Origin of the sequence: Aquabacterium sp. (genome assembly GCF_050725395.1) — a bacterium.
GTDB lineage: Bacteria > Pseudomonadota > Gammaproteobacteria > Burkholderiales > Burkholderiaceae_C > Aquabacterium.
Genome location: NZ_JBOHHL010000024.1, coordinates 49,384 through 69,060, shown reverse-complemented (window position 1 = coordinate 69,060; position 19,677 = coordinate 49,384). Strand labels below are relative to the sequence as shown.

General features: G+C 61.3%; 14 protein-coding genes and 1 tRNA gene. 5 read left to right on the top strand and 10 right to left on the bottom strand.

Going from position 1 to position 19,677, the window contains the following annotated elements; all coding sequences use genetic code 11:
- Nucleotides 1–38: 38 nt before the first annotated feature.
- Both ACREB4_RS14845 and ACREB4_RS14840 read right to left on the bottom strand, forming a co-directional pair.
- Nucleotides 39–1,838, bottom strand: coding sequence for a hypothetical protein (locus tag ACREB4_RS14845; RefSeq protein ID WP_431589005.1), 1,800 nt, complete (start codon nt 1,836–1,838; stop codon nt 39–41).
- A gap of 660 nt (nt 1,839–2,498) precedes the next feature.
- Nucleotides 2,499–3,122, bottom strand: coding sequence for a recombinase family protein (locus tag ACREB4_RS14840; RefSeq protein ID WP_431589004.1), 624 nt, complete (start codon nt 3,120–3,122; stop codon nt 2,499–2,501).
- 265 nt (nt 3,123–3,387) lie between these two features.
- Here ACREB4_RS14840 and ACREB4_RS14835 point away from each other — a divergent pair, with 265 nt between their 5' ends.
- Nucleotides 3,388–4,416 carry a hypothetical protein gene (locus ACREB4_RS14835; protein WP_431589003.1) on the top strand — a complete coding sequence of 343 codons (1,029 nt, stop codon included), beginning with the start codon at nt 3,388–3,390 and terminating at the stop codon, nt 4,414–4,416.
- 162 nt (nt 4,417–4,578) lie between these two features.
- On the opposite strand, the gene ACREB4_RS14830 is transcribed toward ACREB4_RS14835, so the two are convergent.
- Complete coding sequence (locus tag ACREB4_RS14830; protein ID WP_431589002.1) at nt 4,579–5,163, bottom strand: hypothetical protein; 585 nt, start codon at nt 5,161–5,163, stop codon at nt 4,579–4,581.
- Nucleotides 5,164–5,254: 91 nt separating this feature from the next.
- Between ACREB4_RS14830 and ACREB4_RS14825 the strand changes: the two genes are divergently transcribed.
- The gene (locus ACREB4_RS14825; protein ID WP_431589001.1) at nt 5,255–5,551 is read left to right on the top strand and encodes a helix-turn-helix domain-containing protein; all 297 of its coding nucleotides are present in this window, start codon (nt 5,255–5,257) and stop codon (nt 5,549–5,551) included.
- 51 nt (nt 5,552–5,602) lie between these two features.
- Here the strand turns inward: ACREB4_RS14825 and ACREB4_RS14820 are convergent, their stop codons facing one another.
- From ACREB4_RS14820 to ACREB4_RS14810, 3 genes are all read right to left on the bottom strand, one after another.
- Entirely contained in the window at nt 5,603–7,303 is a 1,701-nt protein-coding gene (locus ACREB4_RS14820; RefSeq protein ID WP_431589000.1) for a tyrosine-type recombinase/integrase, read from the bottom strand.
- Nucleotides 7,304–7,410: 107 nt separating this feature from the next.
- Nucleotides 7,411–7,500, bottom strand: a tRNA-Ser gene (locus ACREB4_RS14815).
- A gap of 40 nt (nt 7,501–7,540) precedes the next feature.
- A complete protein-coding gene (locus ACREB4_RS14810; protein WP_431588999.1) occupies nt 7,541–8,365 on the bottom strand; it encodes a symmetrical bis(5'-nucleosyl)-tetraphosphatase in 825 nt (274 codons plus the stop codon).
- A gap of 63 nt (nt 8,366–8,428) precedes the next feature.
- Between ACREB4_RS14810 and ACREB4_RS14805 the strand changes: the two genes are divergently transcribed.
- Entirely contained in the window at nt 8,429–9,739 is a 1,311-nt protein-coding gene (locus ACREB4_RS14805) for a hemolysin family protein (protein WP_431588998.1), read from the top strand.
- Here the strand turns inward: ACREB4_RS14805 and ACREB4_RS14800 are convergent.
- The 3 genes from ACREB4_RS14800 to ACREB4_RS14790 form a co-directional block, all read right to left on the bottom strand.
- A complete protein-coding gene (locus ACREB4_RS14800) occupies nt 9,727–12,228 on the bottom strand; it encodes a DNA internalization-related competence protein ComEC/Rec2 (protein ID WP_431588997.1) in 2,502 nt (833 codons plus the stop codon). The two genes, ACREB4_RS14805 and ACREB4_RS14800, sit on opposite strands and share 13 nt — an antisense overlap.
- A gap of 151 nt (nt 12,229–12,379) precedes the next feature.
- Complete coding sequence (locus ACREB4_RS14795; RefSeq protein WP_431588996.1) at nt 12,380–13,285, bottom strand: sterol desaturase family protein; 906 nt, start codon at nt 13,283–13,285, stop codon at nt 12,380–12,382.
- Nucleotides 13,269–15,785 (bottom strand): ATP-binding protein, encoded by a 2,517-nt coding sequence (locus ACREB4_RS14790; protein WP_431588995.1) that lies wholly within the window; start codon nt 15,783–15,785, stop codon nt 13,269–13,271. The genes ACREB4_RS14795 and ACREB4_RS14790 overlap by 17 nt, the downstream gene beginning before the upstream one ends.
- Nucleotides 15,786–15,926: 141 nt before the next feature.
- Here ACREB4_RS14790 and ACREB4_RS14785 point away from each other — a divergent pair, with 141 nt between their 5' ends.
- Nucleotides 15,927–18,938, top strand: coding sequence for an ATP-binding protein (locus ACREB4_RS14785; RefSeq protein ID WP_431588994.1), 3,012 nt, complete (start codon nt 15,927–15,929; stop codon nt 18,936–18,938).
- 77 nt (nt 18,939–19,015) lie between these two features.
- Complete coding sequence (locus tag ACREB4_RS14780; RefSeq protein ID WP_431588993.1) at nt 19,016–19,249, top strand: hypothetical protein; 234 nt, start codon at nt 19,016–19,018, stop codon at nt 19,247–19,249.
- A 64-nt stretch (nt 19,250–19,313) separates the two neighbouring features.
- Here ACREB4_RS14780 and ACREB4_RS14775 read toward each other — a convergent pair whose 3' ends face one another.
- Nucleotides 19,314–19,622, bottom strand: coding sequence for a DUF883 family protein (locus ACREB4_RS14775; RefSeq protein WP_431588992.1), 309 nt, complete (start codon nt 19,620–19,622; stop codon nt 19,314–19,316).
- Nucleotides 19,623–19,677: the final 55 nt, after the last annotated feature.

Here is a 19,677-nt window from a genome sequence, read left to right as displayed (position 1 = left end):
TCCACACTCAAGCTTGAAAATGAAATCGCCTCGGGAGTTCAGGCAATATCAACGGCGCGCAAACCAGCCCGATGGGGCCGCGCTACATTGCGCATAGACCGTGTCCGGGGATAGGGGGGCAAGATCAGACCTAGCTCGCTCTTGATCTTCTTGCTACTCAACCGTCTGACCTCGGGTGCAACAGTCTCTAGATACCTAAGAAGCATGGAAATCATGGATGCTGTCTTCCCCGTCTTCACTGCCCGAGGCAAGAATAACGGAGCAAGGCAGGTCCATTGAGCATCTGGCATGACCGGCTCAAGAAACGTTTTGAGTCCCTCATGCCGATGGATGACGTGCAGTCGCATTGCTTGGGCCATGCCATTGTTGATCCTGCGACAGCTACCTCTACTGGCTGCTTGATACAAACAGTGGGCCGCTTCACTCTCCACTAGGTCCCTCACAAGACTATTTGGAGTGGCAGCAGCGGGATCGTCTTGCTGTCCCTTAATGGCCGCTGCGAGGCTTAAATGGTCTCTCTGGATGACTCCAGCCAGGATCACCGATTCGCAGTGCTCATAGCCGTTGAGGCCTTCATGCTGACCCCAGGTAAGAAACTCAAACCTTCGCTTCCTGTCCGGGGTCAAAGCATCGATATCAATGCCGGCTGCCTTGAGGTCGGATCTGATTCGCCTTGGAGGGTCATCCTTCCCCCGCTTCATGTAGGTGAAGATCAAGAAGCATCGGTCTCCATGGTTCGCTAGATCCTGGTTGATGATGTTCAACACTTCACGCGACAGCGCGCTGAGCTCTCTGTTCGTGCTCATGCCATGCTTTGCGAGCGTTGATCGTCCTCCCCCTGAAAGGTATTGAAAGACCTCTACGTTCTCAAATGACTTTAGGGTCATCCCATCGAAATCAGAAGCTACGGTGATGGACCTATCCAATTTAGCAAGTTCCCTGATGGGGGCGCTCGCATCGAGAATGGCAACATTCCTAAGACCCTCAGGAATGGCTTGTCGGATGGCAATAACTCCAGCCCCTTGCTCTGTACAGAGAACCCTAAGCGATTCCCCAGCGAGCCGCAGAAGGAGAACAAGATCATCAGCTGCGCCTTTGACAAATAATCCACTCGTGTTGATCCACTCCAGCCAAGCTTCGACTTGGTCTTCTACCACGGCTGGAAGGTCCAGCGGTATGCCTGATGTCCATTGAGGAGCGTCCTTTGATGCGGCCTCAATGCACTTCCCGCAACGCAGCAGATACGTCGAAAGTTGCTGTGGAGGGTTGTATGCCTGAACCCAGGCGATTGCCGCCCTGGCATCGTCTGCACGCATAGAACTGGTGTCAGATCGCCAGAGGGTTTCGTCATAAACGCATAGAGCCCGAGGTTCTCCTCGGTACTCACCAAACAGGCCGAAGTCAAAGCCTCCCCTCACACGTGCGTGAGTCACCAGCTGGTATAGAAACTCTTTGTCCCCGGTGCTGGCCACTTCAGCGTCTCGAAGCGAATGCTTAAATCCGATGCGGTCTGCTGGCACACCGTGCACGATTAGCGCTTGGTACAGCTTGCAAAGGCTGTGAACGTTTGAGGCAGCAATTGACAACGGCACAGAGTAGCCGCACTGTTCCAACGCGGTGATGAAAGCAACAATAGCTGCGGTCTTACCCATACCGGTGGGAAGAGAAAATGCCCTTCGACCTGCCAGTTCACCCGTCAAATAGGCGGCAAAAGAGTCCAGCAACGAAGCAAGGGCCCTGCTGTGGTCTTCGCTCAGAACGTTCCCATAGCTTTCAAGATCATGGGTGAGGATGTCGTGAGCAGTTCGGGCAAGCAGCTGGCGGTCAATGCAGGTCATGGCGAACTCCCAACCAATCTTTGCGAACGCAGTTGCGAAATGCCGTGTCCCAGTTGCGGTACATGAAGGAGCGGGTGAAAGCAATTTCCAGAAATCCAGTCAGATACAAGGCGATGACTTCATCAATGGATGCATCCAGTTCGCAAGCCAGGCTAGACAGGGTGTGCTCGTTCGGCTTCCAGTTGCTTGGGAGCGTGTGGGCTCCAAGGGTATAGAGGCGCCTCCTGCTGTTGGGCGCTCGGGGGAAAAGTTGGGAACTCATTTTTGAGTAGACGTAAAAAGGCCCCGGGTTGTCCTTATCGGAACAACTGGCGGGGCCAAGTTGGAAGAGGGCCGACCACACGATTAAATGATCGGCCAGGAATTGTGGGAAGGGCTCAGAGGTGCCCCGTCGGAGATCGTCAGCGGACGCTAAGTTCTCTTAATGTGGGCCCTCACGTGAAGGCGCCTGGAGCCCGCTCTGAGGCCTTGGCTGCCGCGATGGCCCCCCTCCTGCCTTGGTAGAGGCCCGAGCGCTCCTGGCCTGATTTATAGGGCTTGGCGGGAATCTTCACGTTGTGGCCCGTGATGCGGGTTGGGGTGAAGGCTGACTAGCTGCCCAGTCCTATTGTGGGACTTCCGAAGTCAGCAACCACTCATTGCTGCTCTGCCTGGACATGACTACGGGCCATCCTTTCGAGCGTTAACCACTCTAAGCACCGTAGACCGGCTAGCCTTGGTAGCTTCACACACCTGGGACCAGGACAGCCCCTTATCCAGCAGGCTCCTAATGAGTGCATGCCTGTCTGCATCCGCCCTGCGGCCCCTGTAGAGCCCTGCTGTCTTGGCCTTCTCGATGCCTTGAGCCTGACGCCTGCGCCTGTCGGTGTAGTCCTTGCGGGCCACCAAAGCCAACATGTCTAAGAGCATCCGGTTGACCGCATCCAGGAGGCCCTGGGTGGTCTCGTCTAGGTTCGCAGTGGCACCCATCCAGCTTGTGGGCAGGTCCAAAGCGACCACCCTAATGTGCTTTTCAGAGAGCATCCGCTTGAGGGTGTCCCAGTCCTGAGCGTTCAAGCGCGACAAGCGGTCTACCTGTTCAATCAGAAGGACATCACCTAGGTGTGCATCGTTGATGAGCCTGAACAACTCGGGCCGTTCCAATGTGGCCCCTGACTCGTTCTCGATGTACCAGGAAGCGACCTTGAGGCCCTTCTCACTGGCGAACTTCTTAAGGTCGGCTTTGGCGCGACCTGCGTCCTGATCTTCGGTGCTGGCCCTTAGGTAGGCCCGAATGAATGACATGGTGTTGCCCCTGCAGTTCCGTTTAAGTAGTTCGCATTATGCTGGTTCTGTTTATGTTGTCAAGCAACGGAAAACGAACCAAGCGGAACCGTGCTCACAGAGGCATACCCAAATGAAACCTAAGCCGGGCCATTGCAGGCAGTAAGCTCCTCGACAATCACAACTGCGTCAGGCTTGGCTCAGGGATATGGCACTCCACCCAAAAGACCGCAGCACGTTCATTGAAGCCAGAGATCGCTGCATGCGCCGACTACACGAGTTCTGCATGCGCTATGACTTGGGTGAATACGACGCAGTTGACGTAATTGTCTCTTCGCTCTGGACGCTGCTATTCGAAAAACGAAACCAGACCCCGATCCTTCGACATTTGGACGAAATGCCAACCGACATGATGGATTCGAGAATTCCAAGCGACACAGTCAATGTCGCAGGCCCATATCTTCTTCTCGGAGCAATCCCTTATCAGGGCAGCTACTACACGCCTCTGTTAGATGGCATTCAAGGGGATCCTGAATCGGCAAGAGTCAAGGTACCGCTAGAACAGTGGTGGGACGCACCCGCTATCCGTGACGAGCAAGGCAATGAATTTTCAAGACGACTGCTGATCTCAACGATGAGGGATAAGGAAGTTCACCATATAGATGCCGGGCTCCTTCCGCCCTACATGGACTTGCAATACCGGCAAGGGCTAGGAATACATCGGTGGCTGCCTGATGGGGTTTCATCAAATGGCGATAGCCAGCCCGCAAGGGTAGCCGTCCGTCAAATTGCACATGAGTTCCTGCGAACTGTTGACCCCGTCTTTCCCCAATGTCACGGCTTTTCCCCAGATAACCCCCCAACGCCGCTGGTACGCCTACTTGCAAGCCACCCAGACGGCAGCCCGTTCTCAACGGAAGAGTACAGGGGCGCCTTTGACATAACGATCCTGCAAACTTCGTCATCTGCTCTTTTCGCAAGCCCTCGGAAAACTGCCAAGGTGATGAGGGAACGCGCGCTGAAGTCCGTCAGTCCTTCGACCGCTAGGAGCCCAGAGACGGGTGCCGTCAGAATTGGCCTTGAGAACTTCGGCGCCAGTGGGTGGCACTTCGAAGCAATGATTAGCCAGTCGCGCAAAGGGGAGCGGCTATGCCTGACCATCGTGGTGCTCCTTCAGAAGCTACCGGTGCAGCCCTTTGGCCAGTCGCTAGCGACTTACACAGGTCTACTTAAAAAACTTGGAACCGGTGGCATCAGAGGATTCCAAGGATCCCTAAAACCAAATCCGCGTGCTTCTTCTACAGTGGCCCCTTAAGCAGTAGCAATTGAAAAGGACAAAGGTTGGCTGCTCTGGGCCCCCCTCCAAAGGCGGTTCGGGGGTACCGGGGGAACCTCCTCTTTGGTCTATTCGAGGTGGGCTCTCAGATTTTTGCAGCGTTTTTCGCGTCCCAAAGGTCGCTCCAATGCTGCCCCACAATCACTCACCCGCGCCCTTCATGCGTCTGATGAGATCGTCCATTGCGCGCTCTCGGTCCTTAGGATCAGGGATGTGTTCTTGAACTGATGCATGACGAATTGAGCCACCTGCATTGCCCAGAGGGTCCGACTGGTCCGCACCCTGCTGATGTCCTCCATCAAGTCCCAGCCCAATGTCATCCAGAAGTTTTTCCATCCCAGGATCTAGCGCTTCATCCGGTTTAGCAATCACCAAGTGTTTGAAGCCGAAGTAGAGGGCCCAAAGAGCCATTGCTGGCATCACCACAATGCCCATGCGTGGAGTCTCTCCAGACTGGACAAAGTAGGCCAAGAGCATCCACACCGCGCTAACCAGAAAAAGGAGGCGCGCAAGAGGCTTCAGCGAGAACCATCTTGAAGCTGTAGCGTTCCCAATGTGGCCCTCGGGAAACTTGTGTGTGGCAATTGTGGCGAACACTAGGAAGAGCCAAAACAATGAGCACACCAAGGCGGGCACTTCTGGTTTGCGAGCAATCGAAACCAGAACATAAGCCAGAGCAAGCCCAAGACCGCCATTGCGTAGCAGCTTCCAAAGCAATTTCTTCATCGCAGCCTCATTTGTCCTAATTTACAAACTCAGGAAGTCTTAAGGCAATTCTAGCGCGACCTCTAGAACATCACGGCTTTTAAGGGTGGTGATGTCCGTGTTGGGGAAGCGTCTCGATGAGGCGCGAAAGCGTAAAGGGCTGTCGCAAGAGAGGCTAGGTGTGCTGGCTGGCATTGATGAAATGTCGGCCGGCGCTCGCGTGAACCAATACATCAAATCGAAACACGCGCCCGATTCAGGAACTGTTGAACGCCTTGCAGCGGTGTTGGAGGTGCCGGTACCGTACCTTTATGCCGATGACGACCAAATGGCAGAACTCCTCTTGGTGTTTCATGCACTGGATCCAGAAGCCAGGAATAACCTGCTAGAGACCTTGAGCAAGCGATGACTGACGGCCAAAGCCGGCACCAGCTAGTCAAACTTTTATCCCATAGATGCGTTATGGGCTGCGATAGCATCTCTCCAGGTTCAATTCGGGGTACTTCAACCGCTCCAACGCAGGCCGAAGTGCCGCCGTGGAGTGGTCATAGACCCGCTGCCCCGTTCCACCTGACGTGTGCCCCAACAATGCAGAGCTAATAGCGCTATCAACACCCGCATCGGTCAATCGTGTCCTCGATGTATGGCGGAAGGCGTGGAAGTCCTGGTAACGCTTTCCAACCCCTTGGGCATCGCGGTACACCTTAAACCAATCACTGAAGTATTCCCCTGCCGGTCGACCAGGAGCGCGCTTAACCGCTGGGAACAACAGCACTTCGCCAGCCTTCTTCAACGTCTTAACGTAATCGTCAAAACCCAGCCTGATGAGATCAGAGTGAACGGGCACGCGGCGCTGCGTGGTCTCGCCCTTTGTTGAAGTGCCTGGAGCGTCCTCTTCATCATCACCAGCATCCGCCAAAATCAACAGCGTCAGGCCCTGGCCATCAAAGGCAACATCCTCAATCCGAAGTTGGCAAAGTTCGGACTGCCGGGCACCTGTATAGAGCCCCAACAAGGGCACCCAGTAGGCAGCGTCAGCCCCCGCACTGGTTGTTGTAGGAAGCTCGTATGAGCTAAACAGCGGCGAGTCAAACAACTTGACCAGTGCCTCAGCAGGCCATGGCTTGCGCTGCCTGCGCTTCTTTACCGGGACAACATGGGCCTTCCACACATTAACCTGGAGCCAGTCTTGCTGGTCACAAGCGAAGTTCAACAACGCCTTAACACCATCAAAGTGGTCCTTGGCAGTTTTGTCTGAACCGCACTCCATCAGCAGGAAGCCGATGAACTCTGTCCCCTGTGCCTTGGTCAGCCCCTGGATGGTCTGGTTGACTCCCAGCGATTTCTCAAAGAGCCGCACCGAAAATTCAACTTTGCGGCGGCTGCTGTCCGCCGGTTGCCGAACAGCATGCCAGTGGGGCAAGACATCGCGCAACGTATGAGCCTTTGCAATCAAGGATTGAGTCTCAGAAGGTCGAGGGTTAGGCGTTGGAATCAATGCCCCCGAATCTCTCAGGGAGCAATCAGCCCGCGCTTTTCGATATGCGCCCAGTGCCTCGCGGAGGGCGTCCCTGCCGCCTTCTCCTGCCCAGTCGATGACTAAACCCAAGCCCCGGGCAGCATCATCAGCAATGGGCTTGATAGCGGCCAAGTTCCGCCGAACAAGATGGACGGCAGCGGTAGCGTCAGCCAGCTCATTCAAAGATGACAACACCGCCACCGCATCCTCAGGCAGCCCCTCAAGGGCATCCAAAGGCTGATTTGACGTCCCTTCCTGAGGCCGCAGTGGAATCATCAGCGCCGTCCCGGGAACAGGTGCCAATGTCGCCAACTCCAGCAACGCCGTATGGACGTCAGCAGACTCCCTTACAGAGTCATCCTGGCGCAGCACCAAGGCATAGACCTCTTGAGCAATCACCTGGGCAAGTTGGGAGGACACTGCTGACACCCTTTGAGGGTTTAGTGCAGCCCGCTTGCGAGCAAATTCATCCTCTCGTTCGGCTCGAAGTCGATGAGCCAAGGGCTGGGCCAGGGCCTTGTCGCTGCTAAGCGAAATTCGGAAGTCAGTACGTGCGCCATAGCAATGGCGAAGATCCTTCGGAATCACAATCCGAAGCTGATAGGAGCCGCCGCGTTTGGTCAGCCCAAGGGGTTTTGCCATTTTGTCCTTCATGCATAGAAGATACCAAAATGTCACACCCAAGTGTCACAGCAGCTTTCCCAAGTCCTTGATTTCGTTGATTTTCTTTATGAATCAACTACTTAGCCTGGCGGAAGCGGTGAGATTCGAACTCACGGTAAGGTCGCCCCTACGCTAGTTTTCAAGACTAGAGCCTTAAACCACTCGGCCACACTTCCTGGAAGGGTCGCATTGTAAGGCAAAGGCGGGGCCTTGCCGCTATTTCCCGGGCTTTTGCGCCTGCGGGCAATCAATCTGAATCAGCTCCCGCGTGTCGCCATCAATGCGCACGGCGCTCAGCTGGCCGCCCCACACACAACCGGTGTCCAGCGACAGCAGTTGGTCGCTGTTGATCAAGCCCAAGGTGGACCAGTGCCCGAAAGCCACCGGCGTGTTCGCCGTGCGTCTGCCCGGCACCTGGAACCACGGGAAAAAGCCTGCTGGCGCCTCCCCTGCCCCGTCCTTGGTGGCGAACTCCATCGTGCCATCGACCGCACAGAACCGCAGTCGCGTCAGGCTGTTGACGATGCAACGCCACCGGTCGGGCCCCTGCAGATCGTCCTGCCACCGATCGGGCTGCGCTCCGTACATGACATTCAGGAAGCCGCCAATCTCCGGGCTTTGGAGCATGGCCTCGACCTCACCGGCCAGGGCCACTGTTTGAGCGGCATCCCATTGCGGCACCACGCCTGCGTGCACCATCAGCCAACCATGCTCGTGGACCGCCAGTCGACGGTGCCTCAGCCAGTCCAGCCACTCGTCCCGATCGGGTGCGGACAAGATGGGCTCGAGCGTGTCGCTGCGGTGCGGCTTGCGCACGCCATGGGCCACCGCCAGAAGGTGCAGGTCATGGTTGCCCAGCAAACAAACCGCGGAATCGCCCAGGCCGCGCAGGCGTTTGAGCACGCCAAACGAGTCCGGTCCGCGGTTCACCAAATCGCCCAGAACGTAGAGCCGGTCTCGCGAAGGAGAGAAATCAATCGTGGCCAGCAACCGCTCAAAAGGGTCGCAACAGCCTTGCAGGTCGCCAAGGAGGTAGATCATGGCACCGATTCTGCTACGCTTCGGCGGTAAAAATGGATGGCCCGGCGATGCCCGGCGCCCAACATGGACGTAGCTCTTTTAATTTTCCTGACGATTCTCAACGGCTTGTTCGCCATGTCGGAGATGGCGCTTGCCGCCAGCCGCAAGGCCAGACTGCAAGTAATGGCCGAAACCGGCGATGCTGGCGCCAAGGTGGCCATGGAGTTGCACGACAACCCCACCCAGTTCCTGTCCACCGTGCAGATTGGCATCACCTCGACGGGTGTGCTGAACGGCATCGTCGGTGACGCCGCGTTTTCTGGGGGCTTGTCGATCTGGTTGCAGGCTCAGTTCCACCTCAGTGAACAGGTTTCTGCCATCACGGCCACCGGCCTGGTGGTGATGATCATCACCTTCATCACGATCATTTTTGGCGAGTTGGTGCCCAAACGGGTGGGTCAGATGTTCCCCGAACCCGTGGCCCGGCTGGTGGCGCGCCCCATGAAGTGGCTGTCGCGCTTGACGAAGCCTTTCGTCTTCCTGCTCGCCACCAGCACCGAGTGGCTGTTGAAGCTGATGGGCGTGCACGACCTGGGCGGCCGTGGCGTGACCGAAGAGGAAATCAACGCCAGCCTGGAAGAAGGCCTGGACGCCGGCGTGATCGAGGCCAACGAGCACCAGATGGTGCGCAATGTGTTCCGCCTGGATGACCGGCAGGTCGGCTCCATGATGATCCCGCGCAGCGACATCGCCTGGCTGAACCTCGAAGCCTCGATGAAGCAGAACCTGGCGATCATCGCGCTGCACGGGCACTCGCGTTACCCGGTGTGCCGTGGCAGCCTGGACGATGTGATGGGCGTGATCACCGCCCAGCAGTTGCTGCACCAGATCACGCAGGGTGTGAGCAATGACCTGTCACAAGGCCTGCAGCCAGCGGTGTTCGTGCCCGAGACCTTGTCGGGCATGGAACTGCTGGACCACTTCCGCGCTTCGGCCGTGCAGATGGTGTTCGTGGTGGACGAGTATGGCGAGGTGCAGGGCGTGATCACCTTGCGCGATGTGCTGGAGGCCATCACGGGCGAATTCACCACGCCGCAGGACGAAAACAGCTGGGCGGTTCAACGCGCGGATGGCTCGTGGTTGATCGATGGTCTGATCCCGGTGCCGGAGTTGAAAGATCGGCTGGGCTTCAAGACCTTGCCAGACGAGGACCGGGGCCGCTACAACACGCTGGCCGGCATGGTGATGATGCTCCTGGGGCGCCTGCCGCAAACCACCGACACGGTCGAGTGGGATGGCTGGAGCTTCGAAGTCGTGGACATGGACGGCAAACGCATCGACAAGCTGCTGGTCACGCCCTTGGACCCGGAAGACGATCACCTTCAATCCCAGTAGTGCCGGGGCTGCTGGCGCCAGCACTGGCCCAAACGCAGGCGCTGGCGGTCATCGGTGGGCAGCGTTGGGGGCGCCGCCCATGGCGCTTCGCTGCTTTGCCAAATGAAGGCGCCGCAGGCAGGGGTGGCCACGCGCGCCACGTTCAGCCCATCGTAGCGGGCCACCACCTCTGGAGATGGGTGGCCATACCCATTGCGCCGCCCAACCTGGATGATCGCCTGCATCGGATCCACGGCTTGCAGGAAGGCCTGGGTCGACGAGGTCTTGCTGCCGTGGTGCGGCACGACCAGAACCGTGCTTCGCAGGCTGGCCAGGCCGCCCTCCGATGACTGGGCCCGCGCCAGCACATCGGCCTCTTGCTGGGTTTCGATGTCGCCTGCCAGGAACACGCTGGCGGATGCCCTTCCGGCCGCGGCCTTGGCTGCCTGAACACGGATCGCGCAAGACAAAGCATTCGGGGACAACTCTTCACGCCGGGCGTAGTCGCTGGCGCTGGGGTGCACCACGGTGAAATCGACCCCATCCCATTGCCAGCGCTGCCCGGCTTCGCAGCGCAGGTGCGGCAGCGGCTGGCCACTCACCGGGGTTTGCCGCAAGGGATGTTCATCCTCCAGGGATGAATGCAGCAACGCCACCGGCACCTCGCGAACGACCGACGCGGCACCGCCGACATGGTCCGCATCGCGGTGGCTGATGACCAGGCGATCCAGCTGCGTCACCCCCAAGGCCACCAGCAAAGGCACCACCACGCGCTGCCCGGCATCGCTCTGGTCACCCACCTTGGGCCCCGTGTCGAACACCATGGCGTGATGGGCTGTTCGCACCAACACCGATGTGCCCTGCCCCACGTCCATGGCGACCATGCTGAATTGGCCTGGCACCGGAGGCGGCAGCAAGGTCCATGATCGCGGCAACCACACCATCGCCAGCAAGGCGGGCAGGCCCAGCAGGCGCCAGCGCCAAGGCACCGGCAGCACCAGGGTCCACGACGCCAGAACCACCAGCACCGACAAGGCGAAGGGCAGCACGGCCACATGCGTGGATGCCCAGGACCAGTTCGCCATCCAGGCTAAAACCTTGATGGTGAACGACAAGATCCACGCGGCGGCGCTCCACAGCGCGGGCCAGACGGTGCCGCCCAGGGCCAGCGGTGTGATCAGCACCGTGAACACGGGGATGGCCAGCAGGTTGGCCGCGAAGCCGATCACCGACACCTGCTGAAAGATCACGGCGGCGAGGGGCGTCAGCGACAAGGTGGTCAACCACTGGGTGTGCACCATGGATTTGCACAGGCCCACCAGCCGCGCGAACCAGGATGCCGCGATGGGCTCGGCGGTGGATGAGCCACTGGACATCAGCACTCCCACGGCCACGAAGGACAACCAGAAACCCGCCTGGTGCAGGGCCCAGGGGTCCAATGCAGTGACCACCACCGCCGAGGCCAGCCAGACCGGTGGCCAGGGCCAGGGCCGACCACTGATCTTCAGCAGCGCCCACACCGCCATCATGCAAACCGTGCGTTGCGCGGGCACCCCCCATCCCGCCAGCACGGAATACGCCGCGGCCACCAGCACGCCACCGACCAATTGCACCACTGGCACCGGCACATGGTGCATGAGCCAGGGACTGCGGCGCCAGCACCATGCCAGCAGGAAACTGGCCATCCAACCCACCATGGCGATGTGGAGGCCGCTGATGGAGATCACATGAGAGGTGGAAGTCCTGCGGAAGATGTCCCAGTCCTCGCGTTCGATGGCGGACTGGTCGCCAATGGTCAAGCCGGCCAGCACGCCGGCCAGGCGGGCATCGGGCACCTGGCGCCGGATGTCGTCGCGGATCGACTGCCTCAGCCGGTCTGCAGCCCCCGCCGACCAGGCGTGGTCCGGCGAATGCAGCAAGCGGGGCCGGTCGCCTTTGCTGCGGACCGAGCCGGTGGCACGCACGCCTTTGTCGAACAGCCACGAGGCAGCGTCGAAGCCGCCGGGGTTGCCGACACGGGACGGTGCCTGCAAACGCACAGTCCAGCGCCAGACCTGGCCCGCCCGCACATGGGCCAATTCTTCGCCGGCCTCCCAGTACAAGGTCACGCGGCTCGGCATAGCCGCCCCCAGTGTCTGGCCTTGAAGCGACAAATGCTGAACGGCCACATCGAAGCCCACGCGGGTGCCTTGCTGCGCTGGCAAGCCCAGGACCTGTCCTTCGAGCACCAGGTCCACGTCCTGCCAGGACAAGGGCAAGGCTTCGCTCAAACGACCGTGTGCCCGCCAGGTCGTGCTGCCCCAGGCCAGCAAGGCACACGCGATGCACGCCACCACCGGCATGGCGGGCAGACGCCAACGGCGTTTCAACGCCATGCCCTGCACGATGAACAACAAGCAGGCCGCGGCACAGGCCAGTTGCGCCCAGGCCACGCTGGGCAAGGTGGCTTGCTGCAACTGGAAAGCCACACCCGCCACCCAGGCGGCCATGGCCAGGGTCCACAGGTTCATGAACGCGTGGGCGCGTCACGGCGGCGATGGCGGAAAATCATGGGCGGGTCGGCAAGGCGGCGTCATTGGAAAGCAGATTGTTGCTTTCAAACGCGCGAGCGCGGGGCACCCCAACAGGTGATGTACAAAGTCCCGCCAGCGGGCCAGCAGCTCAGTCGGGCTTGACCGCCACCGAGGGGTTCGGTGAACTGCGCGCGGGGCGAAGCGCTTCGCGCGGCGGACGCCAGGCAGGTGGCATCACCACGTGCGCCAAGGCATCCTTGAGACTGGGCGCCCTGATCATGTCGCGCACCAGGGACACCCACTCGTCGAACTCCACCCGCAGCGGGTTGTAGCTGCGTTGCGGCTTGACCAGCCCATAGCGGATGGGGATGTCGTCGCGCTCGGCCACGTAGGTGCCAAACAGGCGATCGAAAACGATGAGCACGCCGCCGTAGTTAGCGTCCAGGTACTGAGGATTGCTGGCATGGTGCACCCGGTGAGCGGAAGGCGTGTTGAACACGTATTCCATCCAGCCCAGCTTGGGGATCCAGGTCGCGTGGATCCAGAACTGGTACAGCAGGTTCAGGGTCAGCGTTTGTGCGACCAGCCTCGGCTCGAAGCCCAGCCAAACCAGCGGCGCAAAAAAAATGAAGGTGCCCGTGAGCTTGCCAAACAGGCCGATGCGCAAGGCGGCGGTCAGGTTCAGGTCGTTGGGCGAATGGTGCACGGCGTGGTTGCACCAGAACCAACGCACCCTGTGTGCGGCGCGGTGGAACCAGTAGTAGCAGAACTCCTGACCGATGAAGAGCAAGAGCACCGTCTGCCAGGTGTCCAGGTGCAAGGTGGTCAGCTTGTGGCCTTGCGCCCATTGCGTGACGGGCGTGGACAGGGCCAGCGGCACCGTCAGGTTGATGAGGATGCGCAGCACCAGGTCCATGACGGAGATGCCCGAGGCTCGCCAGTCGTAACGGGTTCGTCGCGACAGCACCCAGGCTTCCAGCAGCGATGCCAACACGATGGCAGGCACCACCACGAACAGGAGGATGGCGTCAATGCTGTCAAGCTTGCTGTTCATGTTGACTCACCGCGCGACTGGCCTTGTTCAAAGCACCTTGCATGGCCTGTTGCAAGGTCTCGGCGCCAAAGGGCTTGGGCAACACGGCGATGCCTTCTTCAATGGCACGGCACAGCTCTTTCGTGTACCCCGTCACCAGCAGCACGGCCAAGGCAGGGTATTCGCGCCGGATCATCGCCGCCAGGTCGATGCCGCTGGCCTGTCCGGGCATGATGACATCGCTGATCACCAAGTCAACACTTTGATGCCGCGCCTGCAGCCAGGGCAAAGCGGCATCGGCGCTGTCCAGGTGGGTGACCTGACAACCCAGCGCGCGGATGAGTTCGCAGGTGGCTTCGGCCACCTCGGGGTTGTCTTCGACCAGCAGCACCTTGGCCATCAAGGGCGGCACCGACAACAGCACATCCTCGGCGGCCGCTTCGGCCTGCACGGATTGGTCCACGGGCAGGCGGATGATCACGCTGGTGCCCTCGCCATAGTTCGAACGGACCAGCACCTCGCCCTTGGCCTGCACGCAGAAACCGTACACCTGGCTGAGGCCCAGGCCCGTGCCCTCGCCCGGCGCCTTGGTGGAGAAGAATGGCTCGAAGATGCGGTCCCGGATGGCCTCGGGAATGCCAGCGCCGGTGTCGGTCACCACCAGTTCCACGGCGGCGCCGCTGACCGAGGACGATTCGGACAGCAAATCGGCCGCCCCCAGGTTGCGGGAAGTGATGAGCAGTTGCCCGCCACTCGGCATGGCGTCCCGCGCATTGATGATCAGGTTCAGCAAGGCCAGCTCGAGTTCAGCCGGGTCGACCATCAGGGGCGAGGTGTCGGCGGCCAGCTCGATGCTCAGTTGGACCGAGCCGCCCAGGGTGGTCCGGAACAGGTCGGACAAGGCCGGCAGCACCTCCTGCAGCAGCACGGTTTCCGGGCGCAAGGCCTGGCGCCTTGAAAACGCCAGCAATTGCCGCGTCAGCTTGGTCCCGGAAGCCACCGCCCGGTTGATGGCCCCCAGCGGCTTGCTGTCCTTGACGGCAGGGTACAACTGCCCCATCAGGTAGGCGTTGGTGTTGACCACCATCAACAGGTTGTTGAAATCATGCGCCACCCCACCCGTGAGTTGGCCCAGCGCTTCCAGCTTCTGCGAATGCCGAAGCGCTTCTTCGGCGCGCATCCTTTGCTCGGACTCTTCCTGCAGGCGCCGCACGGCATTCAACTCGCGAGAAGCGCGCCGCAGCGCCACCGAGGCCACATAGGCCAAAGCCAGACCTGCCGGGAAGGTGGCAGCGGCCAGCACGGCCAAGCGGCCCTGCCATTCGGCCAGCAAGGCGCCCCGGTCAATGGACGCGGCCACCGACACCGAATAGGGCTCCAGGCGCCTGACCGAGATCAGCGGCCCCACGTTGTCGTCCGAAGCCGAAGAGCCCTCAGCGGCCTGGACCGAGCTGGCGCTGCGTTTCACGAGGCCGGCAATGTCGGAGTCCAGCCGGGCCTGCTGCGATCCTGGATCGACGGCGGGGTAGCGCGCCAGGACCGTGCCATCGGCGCGCATCAAGGCCACTCTCAAGCCCGGCTCGGCATCGGCCATCTTGCGGTAGAAATCCGTGAAGTACTGCGGCAGCAAGGAAACGGCCACCGCCCCCAGCAGGCTGCCATCCTCGGCAAAGCGGCACCGGCTGACATTGAAGAACGAGCGCCCCGTGGTCCGGCCGACCGCCACGTTCGACACGTACCACCCATCAGAACGCTTGCTGCACCAGGCCAGGTAGTCGCGGTCCGTCACGTTCAGGCCCGCGGGCACCGGGAACATGCGGTTGGACACCAACGGGTAGCCATCGGCACCCCAAACCCAGATGGACCGGATCTGCTCTACCTCGGAGGCCACCTGGACCAGCCTCTGGTGCAAGAATGCCTCCCGCTCACGGATGGCGCTGGCGGGCTGCGTGCCCAGTTCATCCATGATGAAGTTGACGATGACCCCGTTCGTTTCGATGACGCGCGCCGCGTGCTCGCGAACTATGGTGGCTGCCCGATCGACACGCGCCTGCCCCTCCTGCAGGATCTGGCCACGGGTGTACCAGGCGATGCTGCCAAAGAACACCACGGGCAGGATCAGGGACATGGCGATCCAGACGCGCAACCACCAGAGGGAGTTCTCGGGCAGGGTGGCGGCATGGGGGTCGTCGGCCGCGTCCAGGCGGCTCACGCCAAGGAATCGGTCCAGGAACAAGGCGATGGCCACGGCCGCCACGAAGAACACGGCCACGTGCAGCACGCTGGGGTGGGGGTTGAGGCCGGGCACCAGTGCCCACACGACACAACCCAGCGCCCCCCAGGTCGCCGCCGCGCGGCCGGCGATGGCCTGCACGGCGATCAAGGCGGGAAATGCCAGGACGAATGGAACGGAATCGGCCAACCAGGGCTGCAGCAAGGCCCGCGAGCCCATGCCGATCACCACGCCCGCCAGCACCACGCCCTGCCTGCGCCAGGACAGATTTTCAGCTAAACCACTCAAGCGTTGTCTCCGATACGCCGACCGCTGGGTCAGAACCGCAGTCTACAACCGCCGGACCATCCCTGGGTGTGGGGTCTCCTCGCGTCGAACAGCCTCGGCGGCCTGTGTCAACATGGCGGGATTGACGTTTTCGCCAGTTCCATGCCCCACCCCTCGCTGAATTTGCGCCCCCTCCTGAGCAAGTTCCACGGCCTTTTCCACTGGCCGCTGGCCTCGCTGCGCGGCTACTTCACCGCGGTCATCATCGTGGCCACGGTGCCCATGTCGGGGCTGGCCTGCTACCTGGTCGTCCAGGAAACCCTCGCCGGCAACCAGGCGCTGGAGGACAGCCTGCTGCGAACGGCCTCCACCTTCGCGCTCACGGTCGAGCGCGAAATGGTGTCTTCCATTGACGCGCTGGCCATCCTGTCGTACTCGGACTCCCTGCAGCGCGACGACGTGGCGGGTTTCTTCGCCACGCTCACGGCCCTGCCCAAGATGCGCAGCACCTGGAGCAGCGCCTACCTGGTCGACCTCAACGGCGACGTGGTGTTCAACACCAAACAACCCCTGGGCAAGCCCCTGGAGAAAATCAGCGACCGGCAGGCGTTGGAACGCCTGGTCAAAACGGGCGAGCCCGAGGTCACCAGCCTGATCGTGGGGCCCAACGGCCAACGCGTCACGGGTGTCCTCGTGCCGGTGTTCGTGCAAGGGCACGTCAAGTACGCCCTGGGGGCCTGGATCACCCCGGCCAACTGGCAAAAGCTGATGACGGGCGTGACCGTCGCCCCTGGCGGCTTCGTCTCGATTTTCGATTCACGCTTCCAGATCATCGCGCGTAGCCTGGAACCCGAGCGCTTCATCGGGCAGAAGATTCCCGATGCCGCCCAAGGCGTGATGGGCGACCGGGTGGCGGGCATCCAGCGCGCCCAGCTCGCCGACGAGACCGCCGACGTCTACGTGGCCTGGAAACGGATCCCCATCTCGGGCTGGGGCGTGGGTGTGGGCGTGCCAGCCGCGCCCATCGACCGCAACCACGCGCAATCGATCGCCACGGCCTTGGGGGCCGGCATGCTCTCGCTGATGGCGGGGCTGGCCTTGGCCATGCTCGTGGCCCGCCGCGTCACCATTCCCCTGCAGCAATTGGCCATCGGGGGCCCGCAGGCCGTCCACCAGCCCAGCGAAGTCAGAGAACTGGCCCTGCTGCAAAGCGCCCTGCGGGTGCTGGAACTGCAACGCGAACTGGCCCGAGAGCGGCTCCAAGCCAAGGCCGACGAGTTCGAGACCCTGTTCCAGAGCAGCCCCATCGGCCTGGCCATCGCGCAGGACAAGGAAGGGCGCAGCGTTCTGCGCAACCCCGCGCTGGCCGCCATGTTCAACGAGGGGAACGACGGCCAATTGCCGCCCCACCAGGTTCTCAAGGATGGTCAGGAACTGCTCGCCGACGAGCAGCCGCTGAAGCACGCGGCCCTGACTGGCACCAAGACCAGCGACATTGAATTGGACGTGGTCCACCAGGACGGCCGCACCTTGCGCCTGATCGCCCACGCCGTCCCGCTGTACGACCACGCCGGCCAACCCCGTGGCGCGATTGGCGCCTACACCGACATCACCGAACGCAAGCAGGCCGAGCAAGCCCTGGTCACCGCCGAGCGCCGATTGCGCGAAAGCCAGCACATGGTGGAGCTGGCGCAGGCGGCCGGTCACGTGGGCTTCTTCGACTACGAATTCGTCCCCGACCGCACCACGTGGACCTCGGGCATGGCGCCGCTGTTCGGCATCAATGTCGCGGAATTCGAAGGCACCTGGGAAGGCTGGCTCAAACTCATCGACGAAAAAGACCGCCAACAGGTCCAGGACGTGCTGACACAGGCCACGCGCGACCGCGAGGAACAGGCTGTTTTCGAGTTCCGCACGTGCCCGCCCGACCAATCCGTGCGCTGGTTGTCCGGCCGCGTGGTGCTGAAGTACGACGACACTGGTCGCCCACTGCACATGATCGGCGTGATGGTCGACGCCACGCAGCAGAAGTCGGTTGAACTGGCCCGCGCCGAGTTCGTGGCCCGTGAGCAAGCCGCCCGCGTCGAAGCCGAGAACGCCAACCGCGCCAAGGACGAATTCCTGGCCATGCTCGGCCATGAATTGCGCAACCCGCTGGGCGCCATCGCTGCCGCATCCGAAGTACTGAACCGCCTCGGCTCGGAAAATCCGGCCGCCATGAGCGCCCGCCAGATCATCACCCGGCAGACCCGCCACCTGGCCCGCCTGATGGACGACCTGCTGGACGTGGCCCGGGTGATCACCGGCAAGATCATGCTGACGCGCCATCCACTGGACCTGGCGCAGGCCACGCAGCGCCTGGTGAACACGCTGGAAGTCTCCGGCATGCTGAAGGCGCACACGCTGCAAACCGAACTGGAAGAGGTCTGGGTGCAGGCCGATGGCACGCGCATCGAACAAATCATCTACAACCTGATGACCAACGCCCTGAAATACACGCCCGACGGCGGCCGGGTCAAGGCCACCGTGCGCAAGGAAGGCGAGATGGGCGTGCTGGAAGTCGCCGACAGCGGCGTGGGCATGACCGAGCCATTGCTCTCCCGGGTGTTCGACCTCTTCGTGCAGGGCGACCGCTCGCTGGACCGCCGCCAGGGTGGCCTGGGCATCGGACTGACGCTGGTCCGCCGCCTGACGGAACTGCACGGCGGCAGCGTCGCGGCGCGCAGCGACGGGCACCAGCAAGGCAGCACGTTCATCGTGCGCTTTCCCTTGGTGCCCCGTGAAGGCACGGCCTTGCCCAGCCCCGAAGCCGTGAAGGCATCGGCCAAGACGGTGGTCGTGGTTGAAGACAACGAGGATGTCCGGGAAGCCTTGCAGGTGTTACTCACCCTGGCCGGGCACACGGTGTCAACGGCTGAAGATGGCCTGACGGGCGCCCAACTGGTGATCGACAGCCGCCCCGACATTGCCTTGATCGACATCGGCCTGCCAAAACTCAATGGTTACGAGGCCGCGCAACGCATCCGGCAAACCGGTTTCAAGGGGCAACTGGTGGCACTGTCAGGCTATGGGCAACCCAAGGACGTGGCACAGGCGCTGGAAGCCGGATTCGATGCCCACCTGGTCAAGCCGGTGGACCCCGCTCAACTTGAACAGTTGATGAACAAGGTCTGAGCCCCATGGGCATGGCCATTGCTGGCTTGAACATGTGCAACCCCGCACGGTTTTTTCAAAACTGAAGGAGCACTTTCATGACACAGCAGCAAAACCAACCTGGTCAACAAAAGAACCAAGCCAACCAGCAACAAGCGGGCGACCAAGCCAAACCCCAAGCCGGTCGCCAGCAGGAGCAGGAAGGCAAGCAGCGTCAGCAGCAGGGATCCGACAACATGTCTTCTTCTGGCTCAAACCAAGGCCAGAACCAATCCCAGCAAGGCGGCCAGGCCAGCCGCAAGTCGTCTGACACCAAGACCGACAACCGCTGAGGCTGAGCGGTGACCGTTGCTGGGCTACCTCATCAGGTGCCCAGCAACGGCAGACCTGATCGTCTCAGCGGGTCAGGCGGCTCAAAAGAACGCCCGCCAACAAACCGACGGCCACTGCTGTCAGCGGCTGTTCGCGAATGTGCGTGCGGGCACTGTCCAACCATTGGTCCTCCCACTCATTGAGCGCATCGGCCTTGGCGTGAAGGACATCAGCGGCCTGACTGGCCGCGTTTTGAACACGCTCAACCGCCGGTTTGGCCTTGGCGGCCACGCTGTCGATGGCTTCGTGGGCCTTCTGGGCCATGCGGTCCACCGTGGCACTGGATTCGAAAGCGTCTCGGTCCGGGACCAGGGATTGGGTCCTGTCATTCATTGGGAATTCTCCTGATTTGATTCAAAGGCCATGAAACCCGGCAAATGGCATGCCG